This window comes from Flavobacterium sp., assembly GCF_031422135.1.
In the GTDB taxonomy this organism is placed as follows: Bacteria; Bacteroidota; Bacteroidia; order Flavobacteriales; family Flavobacteriaceae; genus Flavobacterium.
Map to the genome: position 1 here is coordinate 1 of NZ_JANOQD010000044.1, position 19007 is coordinate 19007.

Genomic DNA, 19007 nt, shown 5'->3' on the forward strand with positions numbered 1-19007 from the left:
AATCAGGGCTATCAGACTAAGTTTTGGGCATTTTTATAAAGTTTTAGGCTATCTTTTTTTAGAAAATTATTTTGTATATTTGTGTATCAAAATCTATCGCTATGGAAACGCTAACTATTCAATTTGAATCCAATATAAAAGCAAAAATTTTAGAATTACTAAATTCTTTTCCACCAAACGAACTAAAAATCGTTACAGAAAATCCAGTTTTTGCAGCAAACAAAAAAATGTTAGATATTGCTTTAGAGAAAGTAAACAATGGAACTGCCGAATGTTGCTCCATTGAAGAACTTGATGAATTTCTTGAAAAAGCATTGTCAGATTATGAAAATTGAATTCGCTAAAACTTACAGATTATCTTTGTTAGTCCAAGTTTTATATATTGCTAAAGACAAACCATTAGCAGCAAGAAAATTTAGAAAAGATATCATTCGAAATATCAAAAAAGACCTAGTGAATCCTTTTCACTTCAAAAAATCAATTTATTATGAAGAAGAAAATATAAGAGATTATGTTTTCAAAGGTTATACTTCTGTTTACAAAATTGATATAGAAAATCAAACAATAACCGTTTTCGGATTCATAAAACACAAAGAAACCCTATAAATGCCTCGAATTCTCGCCATCGACTACGGACAAAAACGCACCGGAATAGCCATTACCGACGAAATGCAAATCATTGCATCCGGATTGACAACCATTCCTTCCGAAACTGCTATCGCTTTCTTAAAAGACTATTTTTCTAAAGAAAAAGTCGAAAAAGTCCTTATAGGCGAACCTAAACAAATGAATGGCGAACCATCACAAAGTACCGAAATCATTGAGAAATTTGTAACCAAATTTAAAAATGTATTCCCAGAAATGGAAATAGATCGTGTCGATGAACGTTTTACCTCAAAAATGGCTTTTCAAACCATGATTGACAGCGGACTCAAAAAGCAACAACGCAAAAACAAAGCCTTGATTGACGAAATTTCCGCCACCATAATGTTGCAAGATTTTTTAAATAGAAAATAAACTATAAAACCTAATTGTCATCCTGAGCTTGTCGAAGGACCAAATCTCAAATCCTAAATAAAAGATGCCTCGTCAAAAAATAGAAACAGATATTGTACTAATAGGAGCAGGAATAATGAGTGCTACGTTAGGCTTGCTTTTAAAAGAATTAAATCCAAAATTAAAAATTGAAATTTTCGAGCGTCTTGATATTGCAGCAGCCGAAAGTTCTGATGCTTGGAACAATGCAGGGACTGGTCACGCCGCTTTCTGTGAACTCAATTACACTCCCGAAATGGTAGACGGTACTATCGAAACCAAAAAAGCGGTAAAAATATCCGAATCTTTCGAAGTTTCCCGTCAGTTTTGGAGCTATTTGGTTGAAAAAGGATTACTTCAAAACCCAGAAAGTTTCATTAAAAGTGTGCCACATATGAGTTTCGTTTGGAGTGACGAAAACGTAGAATATCTCAAAAAAAGATACAAAGCCTTGCAACAATTTCATCTTTTCAAAGCAATGGAATATTCTGAAGATGTAAATCAAATTAAAGCTTGGGCACCATTAGTTATGGAAAACCGAAATCCCAAAGACAAAATTGCGGCAACCACAATGAAATATGGTACCGATGTTAATTTTGGAGCTTTAACCAGGAGTATGTTTAAATATTTAGAATCTTTAGAGGGTGTGACAACTCATTTTCATCATGAGGTGTACGACTTAAAAAAGCGTGATGATGGAAAATGGAGAATAAAAGTTAAAGATATCGCTACAGGCGAAAAGAAAAAAATATATACACCATTTACTTTTATTGGTGCTGGAGGCGGCTCCTTGTTATTATTAGAAAAAGCAAATATTCCTGAAGGCGAAGGTTTCGGCGGATTTCCTGTTAGTGGGCAATGGCTCAAATGCACCAATCCAGAAGTCATCAAAAAACACAGTGCAAAAGTGTACGGAAAAGCATCGGTTGGTGCACCACCTATGTCGGTTCCACACATTGATACTCGAATGATAGATGGCGAAAAAGCATTGCTTTTTGGTCCTTATGCCGGTTTTTCAACCAAATTTTTAAAAAATGGTTCGTATTTTGATTTGGTAAAATCAATTGAGTTAAGCAATATAAAACCAATGCTTTCGGCAGGAATTCACAATATTCCGCTGACAAAATATTTGATAGATCAAGTTTTTCAATCGTCAAACGATAGGCTAAAAGCTTTAAAGGAGTATGTTCCATCTGCTAAAAAAGAAGATTGGGTTCTAGAAAATGCTGGACAAAGAGTACAAGTTATCAAAAAAGATGCTGATGGCAGAGGAATTCTTGAGTTTGGAACCGAAGTCATTTGTGCTGCTGATGGCTCACTTTCGGTATTGCTTGGTGCTTCGCCTGGTGCTTCGACAGCGGTTTCAATTATGGTTGATTTGATTAAAAAATGTTTTCCTCACGAAGCTAAAACAGAAAATTGGCAACATAAATTCAAACAAATGATTCCGTCATTTGGACAATCTTTGAATGAAAACCCTGTTTTGTGTGATGAAATTAGAGAAAAAACCAATCAAATTTTAAAATTGAAGTGTTAAGATTTATGACATTTCTATTTAATTATATACTTTTGCATCAAATTTTAAAAAAGTTGTCTCGTTCATTTTAGATGAATGTTGAATACTAATACTGAAGACTAATAAAATGATATTACCAATTGTAGGTTACGGAGATCCAGTTTTGCGTAAGGTTTGTGAAGAAGTAACCAAAGATTACTCTAATTTAAACGAAACCATCGCTAGTATGTACGAGACAATGTACAATGCTTGTGGTGTTGGTTTGGCAGCGCCTCAAGTCGGGTTGCCTGTTCGAGTTTTTATTGTAGATACAGATCCTTTTAGCGATAGCGATGACATTTCTAAAGAAGAGGCAGAAGCTTTAAAAGGTTTTAAAAAGACATTTATCAATGCCAAAATGATTGCCGAAGAAGGCGAGGAGTGGTCTTTTAACGAAGGCTGTTTGAGCATTCCTGATGTGCGAGAAGATGTGTATCGTAACGAAAAAATCACGATTGAGTACTATGATGAAGATTTTAATAAGAAAACGGAAGTGTACAATGGATTAATCGCTAGAGTAATTCAACACGAATACGATCATATAGAAGGAATTTTGTTTACAGATAAGATTTCTACTTTCAAGAAACAATTGATTAAAAAGAAGTTACAAAATATTATGGAAGGCAAAGCGCGTCCTGATTATAGAATGAAATTAGTAACAAAAAAAAGATAGTTTATACTAATTAATTTAGTAATTTCGATATTACAAATTAACTATTCAACGATTAAATAATAAAAATGAATTTAGAAAAAATATTAGCCATTTCTGGAAAACCAGGATTATATGCATTGAAGGTACAAACAAGAACAGGTTTTGTTGCAGAATCATTTATAGATGGGAAAAGAATCACAGTAGGGTTGCGTAGTAATGTGAGTTTACTTTCGGAAGTTTCGATGTACACTACTAGCGAAGAAAAACCTTTGGTTGAAGTAATGAGAAGTATTGCCAAGAAAGAAAATAATGGTCCAACTCTTGCTTTTAAAGATGATAAAGCGCAATTGGCTGCTTACTTTTTAGAAATTTTACCAGATTACGATCAGGAAAGAGTCTATGCTTCTGATATTAAAAAAGTAATTAATTGGTATAATGTTTTGCAAGCCAAAGGATTGGTTTCGGCTGAAGAACCTGTAAAAGTTGAAGATAAAGAAGAAAAATCTGAAAAAGTTGTTGCAAAAACAGAAGTAAAAGCTCCAAAAGCGACTAAAACTGCTGCGCCTAAAAATGCTGGAATGGCTGCTGCTAAAAAAGCACCTGCTCAAAAAGCAACTAAGTCAACTAAGAAATAAATATTTAACATAAATATAAGTCCTGCATTTGATTTTCATTTGCAGGATTTGTTATTTTTACTAAAATCGATTTTATGAATTCTCGACATCAACAATTGGATGCTTTTGGAAGGTTGCTGGACATTATGGATGAGTTGCGTGAAAAATGCCCTTGGGATAAGAAACAAACCTTACAGACTTTACGCCATTTAACCATTGAAGAAACGTACGAATTGGGCGACGCTATTTTGGATAATAATTTGGAAGAAGTTAAAAATGAGTTGGGCGATTTGTTGTTGCATATTGTTTTTTATGCCAAAATTGGTAGTGAATCCAATAGTTTTGATATGGCGGATGTTGCCAATGATATTTGTGATAAATTGATTCACCGTCATCCACATATTTACGGAGATGTGGTGGTTGCAGACGAGGAAGAAGTCAAGCAAAATTGGGAAAAATTAAAGTTGAAAGAAGGTAAAAAGTCAGTTTTAGAAGGTGTTCCGAAAAGTTTGCCAGCCTTGGTAAAAGCTTCCAGAATTCAAGACAAAGTAAAAGGTGTGGGATTTGATTGGGAAGAACCACACCAAGTCTGGGACAAGGTTCAAGAAGAATTGTCTGAATTGCAAGTGGAAGTTGCAGCTGGAAATCAAGACAAAATGGAAGCTGAATTTGGCGATGTGTTGTTCTCGATGATAAATTATGCTCGATTTTTAAATATTAATCCTGAAGATGCTTTGGAGCGAACTAACAAAAAATTTATCAAAAGGTTTCAATATTTAGAAAGTAAAGCGGAGCAATTAGGCAAACCATTGATGGATATGACTTTGGTAGAAATGGATGTTTTTTGGAATGAAGCTAAGAGAATGTAGTTGGAGTTAGAAATTAGGTTTTCGGCAATATGAAAATTATTTTTTCATCATTGATTTTTAAAATTTAATTGGAACAATTTTTGATAAATAAATAATTATGAGTTTTAAAACTATTGTGTTTTTAGTATCGTTATGTTCAATAGCTGTTTTCTCTCAGAAAGAAACCACTATTTCCTCAATAGTTTTCCCTAAAGTAGAGAACAAGTTTGATATAAAAAGTAAGCCTAAAACGGAAGCTTCATCGCAATACTCTATTTCGAAACCATTTGAAATCACAAAATTTAAAAGTGCAACAAAAATATATAGTTCGCCTACACTTGAAAAACCAATGGATTTTAACACTAAAAAAAGTGATTTAGATCCTGGTTTGGTTTATGAGAAAAAATTGAATTCAAAAAAAGGCAATGATGATGAAAGTACAATTCCTTTTAGGGGGAATCAGTTTTTAGGGGAATTTCGAACTGGTACAAAAGCTGTTGGTATTTTTTATAGGGATTTTGGATTGGTTGATGGAGACATAATTCGTGTCTTGGTAAATGATAAAGTGGTTGTTTATGAAGTTTTTTTAGATGGTAAATTTCAAGAATTAAATTTGCCATTACAAGAGGGTTTTAATAAAGTGGAATTTCAAGCGTTAAATCAAGGGACTTCGGGACCCAACACTGCGGAGTTTCAAGTTTATGATGAAAAAGGAATCTTAATATCTTCAAACCAATGGAATCTTGCCACTGGTTTCAAAGCTTCGATAGTTATAGTAAAACAGTAATTAAACTAAAAAAAAGCACAAAATCGCATAGGAATTTGTGCTTTTTTAGCAGAATAAAACTGATTTTTATAGACTTCTAATTTGTTTTAGTTTTTCTTTCCAAGTGGCCAATTCTTCTTTTTGTTTCTCAATATTTTTCATTACTTCAAGAACCATTGGACTGTCTTTTTTGGCTTTGGCAAAAAACTGGATGTTGTTCTCTAATTGAAAAATTTCGTTTTGAACCTCATCTACTTTTCGCATTAAGAATATTTTCTCCCCATCAATTCTTCTAGAATCGTTGCCTTCAGAAAGTTGTTCTAATCGGTTTGAAAAGCGCATCATTTCAGTATCTTTTTTGCTCAAGCTCAATTTTTCAAAAAGGACATCTAAGATTTTGTTAAATTTTCCTTCAATATGGCGTCTTGCAAAGGGCACTTTTCCAATGTTTTTCCAAGCTTCAATATGCGCTTTTATGCCGTCCAAATCTGTTTTGTGGTCTCCAACTAATTGAAACTCTTTCAAGGTTTCAAGATATTCTTTCTTTTTATCAAAAGCTATAATTTCAACCTCTTCATTTTCGTTTTTCTCTGCGTGAACTCTATCAAAATAGTGATTGCAAGCTGTTTTAAAGGCTGTCCACACGCTATCCGAATATTTTCTAGGAACATGGCCTATTTGTTTCCACTCTTCCTGAATTTTCTTCATTATAGGAGTCGAAGTATTGAAATCAGTACTTTCTTGCAATTCTTTTGCGCGGGCAACTAAAGCATTTTTTTTGTCAAGATTGGCATTTTGATCCTTTTTAATGTCTTTGTAAAATGCATTTTTGTGCACATTAAAATTACGAACAGCAGTTTTAAACTCGCTCCAAGTTTGCTCATTTACTTCAGAAGGAACCTTTCCAGTAGTAAAAAATTGTTCTCTTAATGCTTCTACTTTATCAACTTGCCCTTGCCAAGCGGAATGAATTTCAATTTTTTCGGTAGCGATTACTTCAATTTCAGCAATAATTGCTTGTTTTTTAGCTAAATTTTCAACTTCGGTTCCTCGTTGCACAACAAATATGGCTTCCCGTTTATCGTGCATTTGTTTGGTCAATTCGCTAAAAGTTGCCCAAATTTCTTCTCTTTTTTCTCTCGAAACAGGACCGATGTCTTCTTTCCAAATCTTATGTAGCGATTGCAATTCTCTGAATGCTTTCATCACATCAATTTCAGTTACAAGTTCTTGAGCTCGAACAATTATTTTTTGTTTGGCTTCTAAATTGTGTTTGAAATCGATATCACGTGCTTCACGATCTAAGTGTAAATAATCGTAAAAATTTTCTATATGGAAATGGAAATTATTCCAAACGTGGTTGTATTTGTCTTTAGGAATTGCTCCCGCTGACCTCCAACGCTCTCTGATATCATTAAATTGTTTCAGATGGTCTTTAATGTTTTCACTTGGATTTATTAATGATTTTAATTCTTCAATTAAACCTAAACGAGTTTGTAAATTTGATTTCAAACTCGATTCTAAACTTTTAAAATGAGAATTTTTCTTACTTCTAAAAGAATTGTATATAGTGTCAAATTTATTTTTTAAAGGAAAATGATATTCAAATTCAAGAGAGGAATCTGTGTTTTCGTTTGCAAATTCTTCCTTTTTTTCGTCAATAAAATGATTGTATTTTGACAAAAAAGAAGTTTTTATTTCTTCTATATGGTTTTTTACCGCCATAATTTTGTCGGTATCAATCAGTTTTTCTAGTTCAGAGGTTAAACTTTCCATATCCATTGCTTCATAATCAAGCATTGGGATTTCGTGATTGTCATCAGCAGTAGTGTTTTCGGCAACTTCAGCGTTCAAATTATCAATAGTTTCAATAGCTTCATTTTCAGAACTTTGAGCATTTTTTTGAAATTTTTGTATTTCGTTTCCATCTACCTCAGGTAGGTTATCATGTTGTTCTTCTTGCATTGTGCAAAATATTTACAGTTATATAGATGCCGAAGTTACTAAAAACAGAACAGAATTAAAACTAAAACCCTTGTTTATGCTAAATTTCTATCTGTTTTTGACTTTTTTTCATCTTTTCATTTAAAATTTAATAAAATTTCAGGCACTAATTAAACCTTTTTTAAAAGGATAAGTCTTATTGTTAATTATAACTTTAAATAATTTACCTATGAAAAATTCAAAATTCACTTTTCTGATTATCGCATTACTTATTTTTTTTTCTGCTGAAATTATAGCACAAGAAACCGATAAAAGAGCAGAAATGATTGCACAAATGAAAAGTACGATCGAAAAATTAAATCTATCGACAGAGCAAGAAGTAAAGTTTAAGGAAATAAGTAAAACATTTGTGATGAAAGCCAAAGAAGTCAAAGAGAGTGATCAAAACAAAAGGGACAAGTTCAAAGCGTTAAAAGCGATGAAAGATCAAAAGAATATTGAAATGAAAGCCTTACTTTCTAGTGAACAATACGAAGATTATCTTAAAATTATGGAAGACAGAAAGAAAAAAGTATAATTTTAAAGGTTATTTTTTTATTAATTGGAATAACTTTTGATTAATTTAGGTAACGTAAAATTATTTTTTACTATTTTTATCCTTTATTTAAAACAAATTTAAAATTCTCTATAATGAAAAATTTAAAATTTACTATTGCTTTTGTATTTGTGCTTTTTTTAACTTGTCTTGATGCCAGTTCTCAAACACTTGCGCCAAAAAAAGAAGATTTAAAAAATTTAGTTGAAATGTTGTCTCTAACTGACGTGCAGCAACCTAAATTTTATGAATTAACGGACAAGTATCAAGAAAAATGGGAAGTTTTGATGGAGTCAAAAGCTAATAAAAAAGAAAGAGTAGCTAAAGAAAATGAGCTTCAAGAAGCTAAAGATGCTGAAATGAAGTTTTTGTTAAATACGGAACAGTTTGAGATGTATTCAAAATTGACCAAAGAACAGATACAAAAGAGAAAAAATAGAAAGGAATCTTGATATTATATTGAGTTCCAAATTTCCCAAGATTTCTCCGCTTGAAAAACGAGCATATCATAGCCGTTTTTAATTAGTGCATTATTGCTTTCTGCTTGTTTTAAAAATTCAGTTTTTTCTGGATTGTATATCAAGTCGAAAGCAATATTTTTTTTGGTTAGATAGTGGTATGGAATTTCTGGAAATTCTTCTATATTTGGGAATGTTCCTAATGGTGTGCAATTGATTATTATAGGGAATTCGGATATGATTTCTTGAGTTATATCAGCATACGAAATACAATTTTCTTTTGCTTGACGAGATACAAAAACACTTTCAATATTCAATTGTTTAAGACCAAAAACTATTGCTTTTGCTGCGCCACCCGTTCCTAGGATTAAAGCTTTGTTGTGGTGTTTTTTCAGCAAGGGTTTCAGCGATTTGCTAAACCCAAAATAGTCCGTATTGTCACCATATAATTTACCATTTGGTAGTATTTTGATAGTGTTTACTGCACCAATTTGTTTTGCATTTTCAGACAATTCGTCTAAAAATGGAATAACGCTTTCTTTGTAAGGAATGGTAACGTTTAAACCTATCAATTCTGGATTGTTTTTTAAAACCGCTTTAAATTCATCTATGTGTGGAATGTCAAAGTTTTCGTAACTATAAACAGTATTTATTTCTTCTTTTTTGAATTTTAGACTAAAATAATTTTGAGAAAAGGAATAACTAATGTTTTTACCTAGTAAACCTAGTTTTTTAGTCTTGTTTTTTTGCATATATTTCTATTGGTATTGTTAATGGATATATTGTTTTTACAATAATGCCATTATGTTTGCCAGGAGACCATTTTTTTAAAGATTTAATTACCCTTAAAGCTTCTTTGTCTGATCCGTAGCCTATATCTTTCATAACTTTAATATCAGTTACTGAACCATCTTTTTCTATAATAACAACTAAAGAAATTTTTCCTTTAATGTTTTTATCAACCTCAATATGGAAATCTTTATTAAATTCATTATAAAATTCAGTTATTCCACCATCGTATTCAGGTTGAACTTCAAGGTCAGTTGATAAGTAAATAAGATTGGGTAATGAATTATTAGTAATATTGCCACTATCTGACATATCAATAGCTATGTTTGATTTAATAGTTTTAGTGTCAGAATAGCGAACAATTTTAGACTCTAATTCTTGCTGCTTAGTTGTTGACGATTCATAATTAATTGTCTTTTTAGTTTGACTACAATGAATAGTCAAATTGAACAAAACGAACAAGGTTATTATTTTTTTCATTTATTTCATGTGTTTTTGAATGCAATCCTGAACAATTTTATATTCCCAAACCACAGGAAATAAATTTTCTATAATTTTTCTATCCTTGTAACTTTGACGCAAACCATTGCTTAAATGAAAAATTCCTTTTTCGGTTTCGTTTAACATCAAGTACAGTCCAGCCAATCGATATTCGACTTCAAATTCTTCTGGAAAATACTCGCTGGCTTGTAATAAAGTTTGAATGGCACCTTCGAATTCGCCTAAGTATTGTAGGATATCAGTCCAAAACAACCAAGTATCCAATTGAAAATCACCATATTCTACGGCTTTTCTATAGCCATATTCTGCTTCTTCAAAAAGATTTAAGGCTTTGTTTATAGATGCAAAACGTTTCCAGTACAGTTTATTTTCGCCGTCAATTAAGATTGCTTTATTGACATAATACAATGCTTTGGAAAAGTTTTTTTGACGGAAATAGAAATCGGTAATGGCAATCCATCCTTTGTCTAAAAGTGGATCTTCGTGAACGGTTTTGTTGTAATATTTTAATGCTAAAACTTTGTTGCCTAGTCTTTCGTAGCATTTTCCTATTCGCAATAAGGCATACGATGTGGGATCGTCAAGTTTTATGGTTTCTTGATAATTTTCGATGGCTTCTTCGTATCGTTTTAAACGTTCAAGTGCTTTGGCTTTTTCCATAAAAGCACCCATAAACTCATCGTCAATAAGGGTTGCATAATCAAAAGCGGTTAATGCAGCTTCATAATTTTTGATTCCATAATGCAATCTGCCTAGCTGATGCCAAGCGATTTCGCTATACGGATTTTTGTCAATATATTGTGTTACATAGTCAATAGCTTCTTGGTCTTGATCTAGAAATTCGAAACAATAGACAACGTTGTACAAGCTGGATTGCTCTTCGACATCTTCTTCTAGGCATTTTATGAAATTTTCTTTTGCCAATTCAAGATTGTCCATAAAGAGATATTCCATACCAATTAAATTGTAGACATCGGCAAAATCATCGGTATATTTTAAGGCTATTTTAAGATGATCCACTGCTTTTTCGTGATCGTCTCTTTTAGAATAAATGTTGGCTTTTTGAATGTATATTTCCTCATTTGTAGGCTCAATGGCATACAATTCGTTTAGCATTTTTTCGGCTAGTTCTAACTTGTCGTCATACACGAGCATTTCGACCTGAACTAGTTTTAGTCCTGTCGATTTTGGGTGCTGTTCAAGTGCTAGTTTAAGTGCTTTTTTTGCTAAAGAGGATTTACCAATATCTAAATAATGCAATATAATATCCTCAAATTCTTCTGAATCAAAAAACAACACTTTGTTTGTTTTTAGCATCGATTCAAATTTGGATAAGGATAAGCTATAATCGTCTTCGTCTTGGCTCAAGTACATACTCAATTTTTTTAATGTTATCCGTAATAAAATTAGGATATATATAGATAATGAATGGTTGTTTTTGTTTTTGTTGTAAACAATTTAATTAACAATTTTAAATGGCAAAAATAAAATTCAAGAATCAATTTCAATTTCAAAAATCAATAGTAAGAATAAAATTTTGTTATAATGTTTAAATTTATTTTGGATGCCCTAGCCCTGATGGAAGCGGTATCCTTTTTCTGGCTTGACTTTGCGAGGAACGAAGCAATCAAGTCAGGAAAAGATAGAGCGGACAGCAGGAAATAGCTCCAAAAAAAATTATATTGCAATTTCTAATGCTACTTCGTTCATTGCCTCAATAATGATGCCACAACCTTCGATAATTTCTTCGTTTGAAATGGTGAGTGGCGGTGTGATGCGGATGGCGCAGGCTTCAAACAGTAACCAGAACAATATCAAGCCTTTATCCTGACATTTGAAAATGATTTTGTTCGTTATTTCAGGACTTTCTGTCATAGCGGCAAGCATTAATCCTTCGCCACGTATTTCTTTGATTAGTGTATGGTTTAATTGTTTACGGAAAAGTTGTTCTTTTTCAAGTGCTTTTTGCATTAAATCGGTTTCAACTAGTTCTTGCAACGTGGCTAAACAAGCGGCCGCAATGACGGGATGTCCGCCAAATGTGGTGATATGCCCGAGTTTTGGATTGTCAGACAGTAAGTCCATATGAGTTGCATTTGCGGTGAAAGCTCCAACGGGCATTCCGCCTCCCATTCCTTTACCCATAACCACTATATCGGGAACCATATCATAGTTTTGAAATCCAAAAAGTTTGCCTGTACGACCAAAACCAGGTTGTATTTCGTCGAGTATCATTATGGCACCAACTTCGTCGCAACGTTGGCGAACTTTTTTTAGAAAATCATTTTCGGGACGAATAAATCCTGCGCCACCTTGTATGGTTTCGAGAATGATTCCTGCGGTTTTATGGGTTATTTTTTGAATATCTGCTTCGTTGTTGAAGGTGATGAAATCGACATCTGGGATTAATGGACGAAAAACTTGTTTGCGTTCTTCGAATCCCATTACGCTCATCGATCCCATTGTATTGCCGTGATAAGCATTATGACAGGATATGAGTTGGCTTCGACCAGTAATTCTTCGTGCTAGTTTTAAGGCGCCTTCGATGGCTTCGGTGCCTGAATTAACAAGGTAGGTTTTGTTGAGTTGTGGTGGCATATTTTCTGCCAAAAGCTTGCATAGTTTCACGGCTGGATCTTGTGCATATTCGCCATAAACCATTACGTGTAAATATTTATCTAACTGATTGACAATGGCTTGTTTTACTCTTGGGTGTTGGTGTCCGAGTGTACAAGCGGAAACACCAGCAACAAAATCTAAATATTTTTTGCCTTTTGTATCGTATATATAGGAACCCAATGCGTGCGAAACTTCCATACCGAGTGGGTGTGGAGTGGTTTGGGCTTGGTATTTGAGGAAATCTTGATGCATTTTAAAATTAGGGTGCGATTTTTAAATTTGATTTGAACCATTAAGAAATTAAGTTCAATTAAGTTCAAATCTTAATTTCTTAATGGTTCAGAAAAACTCTGTGTATGTTTTAATATCGTACTATTTTTTCTTTTTAGCTTTTTTCTTTACTGGAATTGGCTTATCGTAATTCAATGTTTCTTTTGAGGCTTCCATCGGAACATTTGGTTCGAGTGCTTTGGCTTGCGATTCTTTTTGGGCTTTTTTGTCTAATTCAAGTTCTTCTGGTGGAAAAATATCTTCTTTTTTCAAGATTTGTTCGTCACCACGCCATATAAAACCTTTGAGTTTTCGGGCATTTTCGGGCAGTTCCGTTTCTGGATAAATATCACCATCAACATTAGTAAAAAAAGTAATGGTATCAATCGTATTTCCGTCAAGCACCATATTGATGCTACTGCTCACATTTTTGTTGATTCCTATAAGTTCTTGCTTGTCGTTTCGCATATAGAAAACCACTTCGGTGTTCTTGACTACATCGACAATATGGAGTTTGTTTTCTTTAAATTTTCCAAACAAGTTTTGCCCTTTTACTTGATTAAAGCCTTCTCCAATGGTATCTTTTGAGATAATAAAAGCATTGTTAAGTACCTTTAGTGAATCCATTTTTTCGGTTTTGGTATCAGCAATAAGATGCATTACATCGCCAGTCATTTGGTTTTTTCCGTTCCAAAAAACAGGCCTTCCAATCATTTGTGTGAGTCCAGATTTGGTATTGGAATGTATGGAGTCGCATTTTCCACTCATGTCTTTTTTGAAGAAACGCGCATTGTTTGAACCACGAATAATTCGGTTTTCAGGTTTCCCTGTTATTAGTAGTTTTTTGGCGTGGAAATAAACAGAATCTTTTTCAAATAAAGTGATAGCTACGGCTTTTTTAGTGATGAACATAGAGTCTTTTTGTTTATACACTTCGGCGTAATGTCCTTTAACAATAAATTCATTTATGGTGTCGGTTATTTTGACATTATTTTTGGCTCTTGCAAAGTCTTTCTTTCGATCGTAAAAAATATCATCGCCTTCTATGAGTCGGTCTTTGTAGGTTATTTTAGAACCCTTGAGTAGTTTGCCTTCGTCTTTTTTGGTATCGTAAAAACCTTTTTCAGTATAAATAACATTCGTGGCAGAAGTTATGGTTGATGGACCAAAAACATACGAATGTCCCGAATTTGTATAATAATCCAGATGATTTGTTTTTATGGTTTGTCTAGGATTTACTACAGTTACGGCAGTTAGGAATTGAAACTTTTTTTGGGCTAAAAAGTATTTTCCAGACTTACTTGTCAAGGTATTTTCGGGATCTTGAATCGTACCACTGGTATTATAATAGGCTTCTTGCGAATTCCTATCGAAGTTAATAGTATCTGTAGCTAAAGTCATTTTTGGATCACGCATTACCACATCGCCAGTGGCAAAGGCAAACTTGGTATTGCCATTGTATTCGGCATATCTGCTGTTCATTGTGAGTGTGTCGCCTTGAATCATTTGAACGTTTCCAAAAGCTTTTACAAAATTGGCTTTGCCAAAATGATACGCTTTGTTACATGTCATCCTAATTCCTTCGTGTACAATTCTAACATTTCCTGTAAAAACGATTGCGCCAGGCACTTGACTTTCGGAAATATCTAGAAAATCAGCACCTTCAATAACGACTTGTTTGGTTTCTTTTTGAGGTGTGGTATTGCTAGTAGTTCCTTTTTTAGTCACTTGCGACCAAAGGGATGCTTGCCAAAAAAACAGTATTAATAATACGAAACGAATATCTATTTTATTCAATGGAGATAATTTTTGTCAAAATTACGAAAATAAAGTTCCAAAAATCAAATCATAAATCCCAAATAAAATATAAAAACACTTAATTTCTATATGTTGAACATAATTGGAATTAAGCATTTTATTTATTTAAAAAAAAAAGAGTTATAATCCAGTTATTTGTAAATGCCTTTTTTATGCATTAAAATTTTTGATGAAGGTTTTAACTTTTTTATGGTTTCAATACAATCATTTTCGTCGCGTTTCGAAGGAGTATTTTTTCTTTTAGTAACTTTAGTTTTGACGAGAATGTTGAAATATCCTTCGCTTTTTTCTTTTTGCATTATAAAAATAGATTCAGACTCTTCTCCTTCATAATTGCATCTCATATCCCATTCACCAATACCGCTACTCATTTCATATTCATCTAACACTTTTTCAATTTTGTTATTCTTGATTGTATACAAAGAAATATTTTCTAAACTATATGGGTTGACTTGAGAACTTCCACTGAAATTACTTCTTATACCAAAGGCTCTTACAGTTTCTGAAATTTTGTAGTTTGCCATATCAATTGAAATACTAGAAAGACGAATTGCATCTGATGTATATTTGTTATTTTCAGTGTACTGCGTAATAATTTTTTCGGTTTTATTGTCAATTAATAGAAGGAGTAAGGTACAATCGAAACCATCATTATTGGGTATTGTAGTGTATTTACCAATCGCAATAATTGATAATGCTGCGTTGTTAGGAATTACTTTTGTCTCAATTGCAAAAATAGCATCGTCTTTTAATTTTAATTGTTTTTGAATTTTTTCTAAAAGATGATTTTCTTGTGCATAAAATGCGAACGATAGAAAAAATAAAGTTACAAATAAAACTAATTTTGTCATTCTACTAATTATTTTATATGACTATCCTTAACTGATGCCAAGTTATTATTTTAACCACGAATTGTGCAATTCGTGGTAAACTTTTTAAATCATTAAGATGTTTATTAAATTTGGTTCGCTTAGCGGACAATCATATTGTTTAAATCAAGATTTATTTAACAATCGTCTGTTTTCTATCAGGTCCAACCGAAACAATAGTAATAGGAACTTCCACTTCTTTTTCTATAAAATCGATGTAGTCTTTAAGCTCTATTGGTAATTCGTTATAGATACTCATTCCTGTTAAATCCGCTTTCCAGCCTTTAAATTCAGTATATACAGGTAGTACGTTTTCAGGCTCAATATTATAAGGCAAATGAGTTATGTTTTGTCCTTTGTAGGTGTATGAAGTAGCTACTTTTAAGGTTTCAAAACCAGAAAGCACATCGCCTTTCATCATCATCAATTGTGTTACACCATTGACTTGAATTGCATATTTTAAAGCTACTAAATCCAACCAACCACAACGTCTTTTGCGACCTGTAACTGATCCAAACTCGTTGCCTACGCTTGCCATTGTATCTCCAGCTTCTTCAAAATCTTCGGTTGGAAAAGGACCAGAACCAACACGCGTGGTGTAGGCTTTGAAAATTCCGTATACTTCTTTGATTTTATTTGGCGCAATTCCCAAACCGGTGCAAGCACCAGCTGCTGTTGTATTTGAGGAAGTTACATAAGGATAGGTTCCAAAATCAACATCTAGTAGTGAACCTTGTGCTCCTTCGCAAAGGATTGATTTTCCTGCTTTTTGCGCTTGATGTAAATACTCTTCAGAATCAATGAAATCTAATTTTTTTAATTCTTCAATAGCCTCAAAAAATTCTTTTTCTAATTCAGGCAAATTATATTGAATTGATACATCGTAGAATTTTATCATTTCTTCGTGCTTGTTTGCTAGCGCTCTGTATTTTGCTGCAAAATCTTCCAGTTCAATGTCGCCAACACGGATGCCGTTACGACCTGTTTTGTCCATATACGTTGGTCCTATTCCTTTAAGAGTGGAACCAATTTTAGCTTTCCCTTTGGAGGCTTCTGAAGCGGCATCAAGCAAACGATGTGTCGGTAGAATTAAATGTGCTTTTCTGGAAATAATTAACTTTGATTTTAAATCCAAATTAAATTTTGCCAATCCATCAATTTCAGATTTAAAAACTACAGGGTCAATTACGACACCGTTTCCAATCACATTGACATTATTTTTATGAAAAATCCCAGAAGGAATGGTTCTCAAAACGTGCTTTATGCCATCAAATTCTAAAGTATGTCCCGCATTTGGACCGCCTTGAAATCGAGCAATAATATCGTATTTTGAAGTTAATACATCGACAATTTTTCCTTTGCCTTCATCGCCCCATTGTAATCCTAGTAATAAATCTACGGTCATTGTATGTGTTGTTGTTTGTTGTTTATTTGTTTAATCAGTTATTGTTTAATCGGTTAACAGAATTAACAATGAACTGAATTATGCCTTTTTATTAGCATAAAAGTATAACGAGTGGTTCATTATTTCGATACCAAATATTTCTTCCATTGTTTTTTTTATGGTTTGAATGCGGGGATCGCAAAACTCGATAACCTCACCTGTATCTAACATAATGATGTGATCGTGTTGCTTATCGAAGTAAGATTTTTCGTAATGCGCTTGGTTTTGCCCAAACTGATGTTTGCGAACCAAGGCACAATCCAAAAGTAATTCGATGGTGTTGTACAGTGTGGCACGAGAAACACGGTAGTTTTTATTTTTCATTTTGACATACAAATTCTCAATGTCAAAATGTTCTTCGCTTTCATATATTTCCTGAAGTATAGCGTAGCGTTCCGGAGTTTTTCGATGCCCTTTGTTTTCAAGATACATTGTAAAAACGTTTTTTACAATTTCCTGATTTTTTGTATTGTCTGTGGCTATAAGTGTCATATCTGGCAAAGATAATCAAAAAGTTTTAAAGTCAAAAATGAGGGGTAAGAATCAGAATAACACGAATTAATCTGTTGGGTATAATTACTTTTTAATACTAATTTTTCGTCACTTCGAGTGGTTTTTAAAGTTTACTGTAATCAAGTAGTAATTCAATGTTTCCTACTTTAAAAAATGTATCGAGAAGCCTAGTTAAAAACATCTTGATACACCTCACTTCGAGTAGCGAAGCGTATCGAGAAGTTTTCTTCCGTTTTTCTTCACAAAAAATACTCGAAGTGATGTTCCTCAATATCTTGACCCAACGGGTTATATATTTTTTTTTAGTACAAAAAATAATCAAAAAAATATTTGTTTACATTTACGCTTTAAAAAATAAGAATGAACAAGCCGAAAACTAAAAAATACAATATCTACAAGATTAAGTCAGGTGATACCTTGTTAACGATAGCCGAAGCGTTAGGAAAAGAAAGTAGCGAAGTAATTCGGTTTCATAATGTTTTTGCAAAGCAAGAAGAGCTCATAAGCTATGAATTTCCAGCGGGTTTAGATTTTTTATACATTACGCCATTAATTAGCGAAAAGCATATTGATAATGTGCCTAAAGTGAATTTTTTGTATGATAAAAAACTAGCTATAAAACCGTTTAAAACTGTTTTGATGTATGATGTTGCCTTAGCCATCCACAAAGGAAATAGAATTCTAAATATTGATTGTAAAATGACAGTAGCCTATTTGCAAAAAGTAGGCGATTATACCGTGTTCAAAATAGATAGGATTCCAGATCCAGAACAAGAATGGTCTTCTGTAATGCACGAATTTCTTGAAGAAGTCACTAAATCAATATATCCGCTAGAGTTAATTGTAAACGATGATGGAAACTGGATAGGGATTCAGAATTTTGAAAGCATAGCCAAACGATGGAAATCAATCAAATTAGACCTTCTGGACTACTATGAAGGTTATGAAATAGTGAAGCGATTGTTATATTATGACACACTGTTTAAAGACGAGAACAGATTAACAGACTTGTTGCAAAAAGATGTTTTCCTGAAAACGTATTTCAATGGGTTGTATGCTAACCACACGCAAATGGGGTATTTTGAGCCAGAAATGGACTTTCCTATATTGCCTGATATCAAAAATGTTAGCTACAAAGTGGTGCAGAAAATTGAGGAATATGTAACAGATGATACTAAAATTGCGTTAGAAAAAAAGGGAGCAGTAAACGATGCGAGAAGCCTTTTAGATTATGATTATAATTTAGATGAAGCTAGTTTAGTGTCTGAGATTCCAGCAGGAAGTTATGTTGCAATATATGTTTTGAATAGTAAGAATAATACCATTGAAAATGTCAATATGCAGTGTGCTATTGAGTTAAATGAGACAAAAGAAATAAAAATTACAATAGCAGTTGTGGAATAATACACAATAAATTTTTTAACAAAAAATAATACTCGATATGAAAACATTTAACATAGATTCTATATATTTGTAAACAAGTATTGACTTACAAACGCCACCAAGTGTGGAAGTTAAATAGTTTATTCGTTTGTTTGGTGATTTGTTTATTCGGTGATTCGAGGATTTTTAATTTATAATTCGTAATTTTTAATTTATAAAAAATGGGGGCAAAACATATCGTAGTTCAAGATGCGACCGTAAAGTGTAAGTTTAGTGTAGAGCCAAAGACGGATAAGCTGAAAGTCAAATCCCAAAGTATGCATTATGCAAACGA

General features: G+C 32.9%; 20 protein-coding genes. 11 read left to right on the forward strand and 9 right to left on the reverse strand.

Annotation, left to right across the window (positions count from 1 at the left end):
- Window positions 1-101: 101 nt before the first annotated feature.
- The 8 genes from RMO70_RS06740 (at window position 102) to RMO70_RS06775 (ending at window position 5491) form a co-directional block, all read left to right on the forward strand.
- On the forward strand, window positions 102-335 hold the full coding sequence (locus tag RMO70_RS06740; protein WP_310555662.1) for a hypothetical protein: 234 nt from the start codon (window positions 102-104) through the stop codon (window positions 333-335).
- Complete coding sequence (locus RMO70_RS06745; RefSeq protein ID WP_310555663.1) at window positions 325-606, forward strand: type II toxin-antitoxin system RelE/ParE family toxin; 282 nt, start codon at window positions 325-327, stop codon at window positions 604-606. The genes RMO70_RS06740 and RMO70_RS06745 overlap by 11 nt, the downstream gene beginning before the upstream one ends.
- Window positions 607-1017, forward strand: coding sequence for a Holliday junction resolvase RuvX (gene ruvX, locus RMO70_RS06750; protein WP_310555664.1), 411 nt, complete (start codon window positions 607-609; stop codon window positions 1015-1017).
- A 64-nt stretch (window positions 1018-1081) separates the two neighbouring features.
- Window positions 1082-2572: a malate:quinone oxidoreductase gene (locus tag RMO70_RS06755; protein ID WP_310555665.1), complete on the forward strand. Its 1491-nt coding sequence runs from the start codon at window positions 1082-1084 to the stop codon at window positions 2570-2572.
- A gap of 106 nt (window positions 2573-2678) precedes the next feature.
- Window positions 2679-3263 carry a peptide deformylase gene (def, locus tag RMO70_RS06760; protein WP_310555666.1) on the forward strand — a complete coding sequence of 195 codons (585 nt, stop codon included), beginning with the start codon at window positions 2679-2681 and terminating at the stop codon, window positions 3261-3263.
- 65 nt (window positions 3264-3328) lie between these two features.
- Window positions 3329-3877 (forward strand): DUF5606 domain-containing protein, encoded by a 549-nt coding sequence (locus RMO70_RS06765; protein ID WP_310555667.1) that lies wholly within the window; start codon window positions 3329-3331, stop codon window positions 3875-3877.
- 74 nt (window positions 3878-3951) lie between these two features.
- On the forward strand, window positions 3952-4725 hold the full coding sequence (mazG, locus tag RMO70_RS06770; RefSeq protein ID WP_310555668.1) for a nucleoside triphosphate pyrophosphohydrolase: 774 nt from the start codon (window positions 3952-3954) through the stop codon (window positions 4723-4725).
- A gap of 97 nt (window positions 4726-4822) precedes the next feature.
- Entirely contained in the window at window positions 4823-5491 is a 669-nt protein-coding gene (locus RMO70_RS06775; protein WP_310555669.1) for a hypothetical protein, read from the forward strand.
- A 66-nt stretch (window positions 5492-5557) separates the two neighbouring features.
- Here the strand turns inward: RMO70_RS06775 and RMO70_RS06780 are convergent, their stop codons facing one another.
- Window positions 5558-7435 carry a DUF349 domain-containing protein gene (locus RMO70_RS06780; protein WP_310555670.1) on the reverse strand — a complete coding sequence of 626 codons (1878 nt, stop codon included), beginning with the start codon at window positions 7433-7435 and terminating at the stop codon, window positions 5558-5560.
- Window positions 7436-7643: 208 nt separating this feature from the next.
- Between RMO70_RS06780 and RMO70_RS06785 the strand changes: the two genes are divergently transcribed.
- Window positions 7644-7991: a hypothetical protein gene (locus RMO70_RS06785; protein ID WP_310555671.1), complete on the forward strand. Its 348-nt coding sequence runs from the start codon at window positions 7644-7646 to the stop codon at window positions 7989-7991.
- A 113-nt stretch (window positions 7992-8104) separates the two neighbouring features.
- The gene (locus tag RMO70_RS06790; RefSeq protein ID WP_310555672.1) at window positions 8105-8461 is read left to right on the forward strand and encodes a hypothetical protein; all 357 of its coding nucleotides are present in this window, start codon (window positions 8105-8107) and stop codon (window positions 8459-8461) included.
- 2 nt (window positions 8462-8463) lie between these two features.
- On the opposite strand, the gene aroE is transcribed toward RMO70_RS06790, so the two are convergent.
- From aroE to RMO70_RS06830, 8 genes are all read right to left on the reverse strand, one after another.
- A complete protein-coding gene (gene aroE, locus RMO70_RS06795; protein WP_310555673.1) occupies window positions 8464-9219 on the reverse strand; it encodes a shikimate dehydrogenase in 756 nt (251 codons plus the stop codon).
- Complete coding sequence (locus RMO70_RS06800) at window positions 9200-9736, reverse strand: energy transducer TonB (RefSeq protein WP_310555674.1); 537 nt, start codon at window positions 9734-9736, stop codon at window positions 9200-9202. Before RMO70_RS06800 ends, aroE begins: the two co-directional genes overlap by 20 nt.
- A complete protein-coding gene (locus RMO70_RS06805) occupies window positions 9737-11131 on the reverse strand; it encodes a tetratricopeptide repeat protein (RefSeq protein ID WP_310555675.1) in 1395 nt (464 codons plus the stop codon). It lies immediately after the preceding gene.
- 303 nt (window positions 11132-11434) lie between these two features.
- Window positions 11435-12628 carry an aspartate aminotransferase family protein gene (locus RMO70_RS06810; RefSeq protein ID WP_310555676.1) on the reverse strand — a complete coding sequence of 398 codons (1194 nt, stop codon included), beginning with the start codon at window positions 12626-12628 and terminating at the stop codon, window positions 11435-11437.
- A gap of 120 nt (window positions 12629-12748) precedes the next feature.
- Window positions 12749-14443, reverse strand: coding sequence for an OstA-like protein (locus RMO70_RS06815; RefSeq protein ID WP_409025073.1), 1695 nt, complete (start codon window positions 14441-14443; stop codon window positions 12749-12751).
- A gap of 152 nt (window positions 14444-14595) precedes the next feature.
- The gene (locus tag RMO70_RS06820) at window positions 14596-15315 is read right to left on the reverse strand and encodes a hypothetical protein (protein WP_310555677.1); all 720 of its coding nucleotides are present in this window, start codon (window positions 15313-15315) and stop codon (window positions 14596-14598) included.
- A 151-nt stretch (window positions 15316-15466) separates the two neighbouring features.
- Window positions 15467-16738, reverse strand: a complete 1272-nt coding sequence (locus RMO70_RS06825; protein ID WP_310555678.1) for an adenylosuccinate synthase — start codon at window positions 16736-16738, stop codon at window positions 15467-15469.
- A 78-nt stretch (window positions 16739-16816) separates the two neighbouring features.
- On the reverse strand, window positions 16817-17269 hold the full coding sequence (locus RMO70_RS06830; protein ID WP_310555679.1) for a transcriptional repressor: 453 nt from the start codon (window positions 17267-17269) through the stop codon (window positions 16817-16819).
- A 381-nt stretch (window positions 17270-17650) separates the two neighbouring features.
- On the opposite strand from RMO70_RS06830, the gene RMO70_RS06835 reads away from it, so the two are divergent.
- Window positions 17651-18694, forward strand: coding sequence for a hypothetical protein (locus RMO70_RS06835; RefSeq protein WP_310555680.1), 1044 nt, complete (start codon window positions 17651-17653; stop codon window positions 18692-18694).
- The last annotated feature ends 313 nt before the right edge of the window (window positions 18695-19007 follow it).

Excerpts from the sequence above, each read along its gene's own strand:
- RMO70_RS06740 (WP_310555662.1), top strand. The coding sequence starts at position 102 with ATGGAAACGCTAACTATTCAATTTGAATCCAATATAAAAGCAAAAATT.
- RMO70_RS06745 (WP_310555663.1), top strand. The coding sequence starts at position 325 with ATGAAAATTGAATTCGCTAAAACTTACAGATTATCTTTGTTAGTCCAA.
- ruvX (WP_310555664.1), top strand. The coding sequence starts at position 607 with ATGCCTCGAATTCTCGCCATCGACTACGGACAAAAACGCACCGGAATA.
- RMO70_RS06755 (WP_310555665.1), top strand. The coding sequence starts at position 1,082 with ATGCCTCGTCAAAAAATAGAAACAGATATTGTACTAATAGGAGCAGGA.
- def (WP_310555666.1), top strand. The coding sequence starts at position 2,679 with ATGATATTACCAATTGTAGGTTACGGAGATCCAGTTTTGCGTAAGGTT.
- RMO70_RS06765 (WP_310555667.1), top strand. The coding sequence starts at position 3,329 with ATGAATTTAGAAAAAATATTAGCCATTTCTGGAAAACCAGGATTATAT.
- mazG (WP_310555668.1), top strand. The coding sequence starts at position 3,952 with ATGAATTCTCGACATCAACAATTGGATGCTTTTGGAAGGTTGCTGGAC.
- RMO70_RS06775 (WP_310555669.1), top strand. The coding sequence starts at position 4,823 with ATGAGTTTTAAAACTATTGTGTTTTTAGTATCGTTATGTTCAATAGCT.
- RMO70_RS06780 (WP_310555670.1), bottom strand. The coding sequence starts at position 7,435 with ATGCAAGAAGAACAACATGATAACCTACCTGAGGTAGATGGAAACGAA.
- RMO70_RS06785 (WP_310555671.1), top strand. The coding sequence starts at position 7,644 with ATGAAAAATTCAAAATTCACTTTTCTGATTATCGCATTACTTATTTTT.
- RMO70_RS06790 (WP_310555672.1), top strand. The coding sequence starts at position 8,105 with ATGAAAAATTTAAAATTTACTATTGCTTTTGTATTTGTGCTTTTTTTA.
- aroE (WP_310555673.1), bottom strand. The coding sequence starts at position 9,219 with ATGCAAAAAAACAAGACTAAAAAACTAGGTTTACTAGGTAAAAACATT.
- RMO70_RS06800 (WP_310555674.1), bottom strand. The coding sequence starts at position 9,736 with ATGAAAAAAATAATAACCTTGTTCGTTTTGTTCAATTTGACTATTCAT.
- RMO70_RS06805 (WP_310555675.1), bottom strand. The coding sequence starts at position 11,131 with ATGTACTTGAGCCAAGACGAAGACGATTATAGCTTATCCTTATCCAAA.
- RMO70_RS06810 (WP_310555676.1), bottom strand. The coding sequence starts at position 12,628 with ATGCATCAAGATTTCCTCAAATACCAAGCCCAAACCACTCCACACCCA.
- RMO70_RS06820 (WP_310555677.1), bottom strand. The coding sequence starts at position 15,315 with ATGACAAAATTAGTTTTATTTGTAACTTTATTTTTTCTATCGTTCGCA.
- RMO70_RS06825 (WP_310555678.1), bottom strand. The coding sequence starts at position 16,738 with ATGACCGTAGATTTATTACTAGGATTACAATGGGGCGATGAAGGCAAA.
- RMO70_RS06830 (WP_310555679.1), bottom strand. The coding sequence starts at position 17,269 with ATGACACTTATAGCCACAGACAATACAAAAAATCAGGAAATTGTAAAA.
- RMO70_RS06835 (WP_310555680.1), top strand. The coding sequence starts at position 17,651 with ATGAACAAGCCGAAAACTAAAAAATACAATATCTACAAGATTAAGTCA.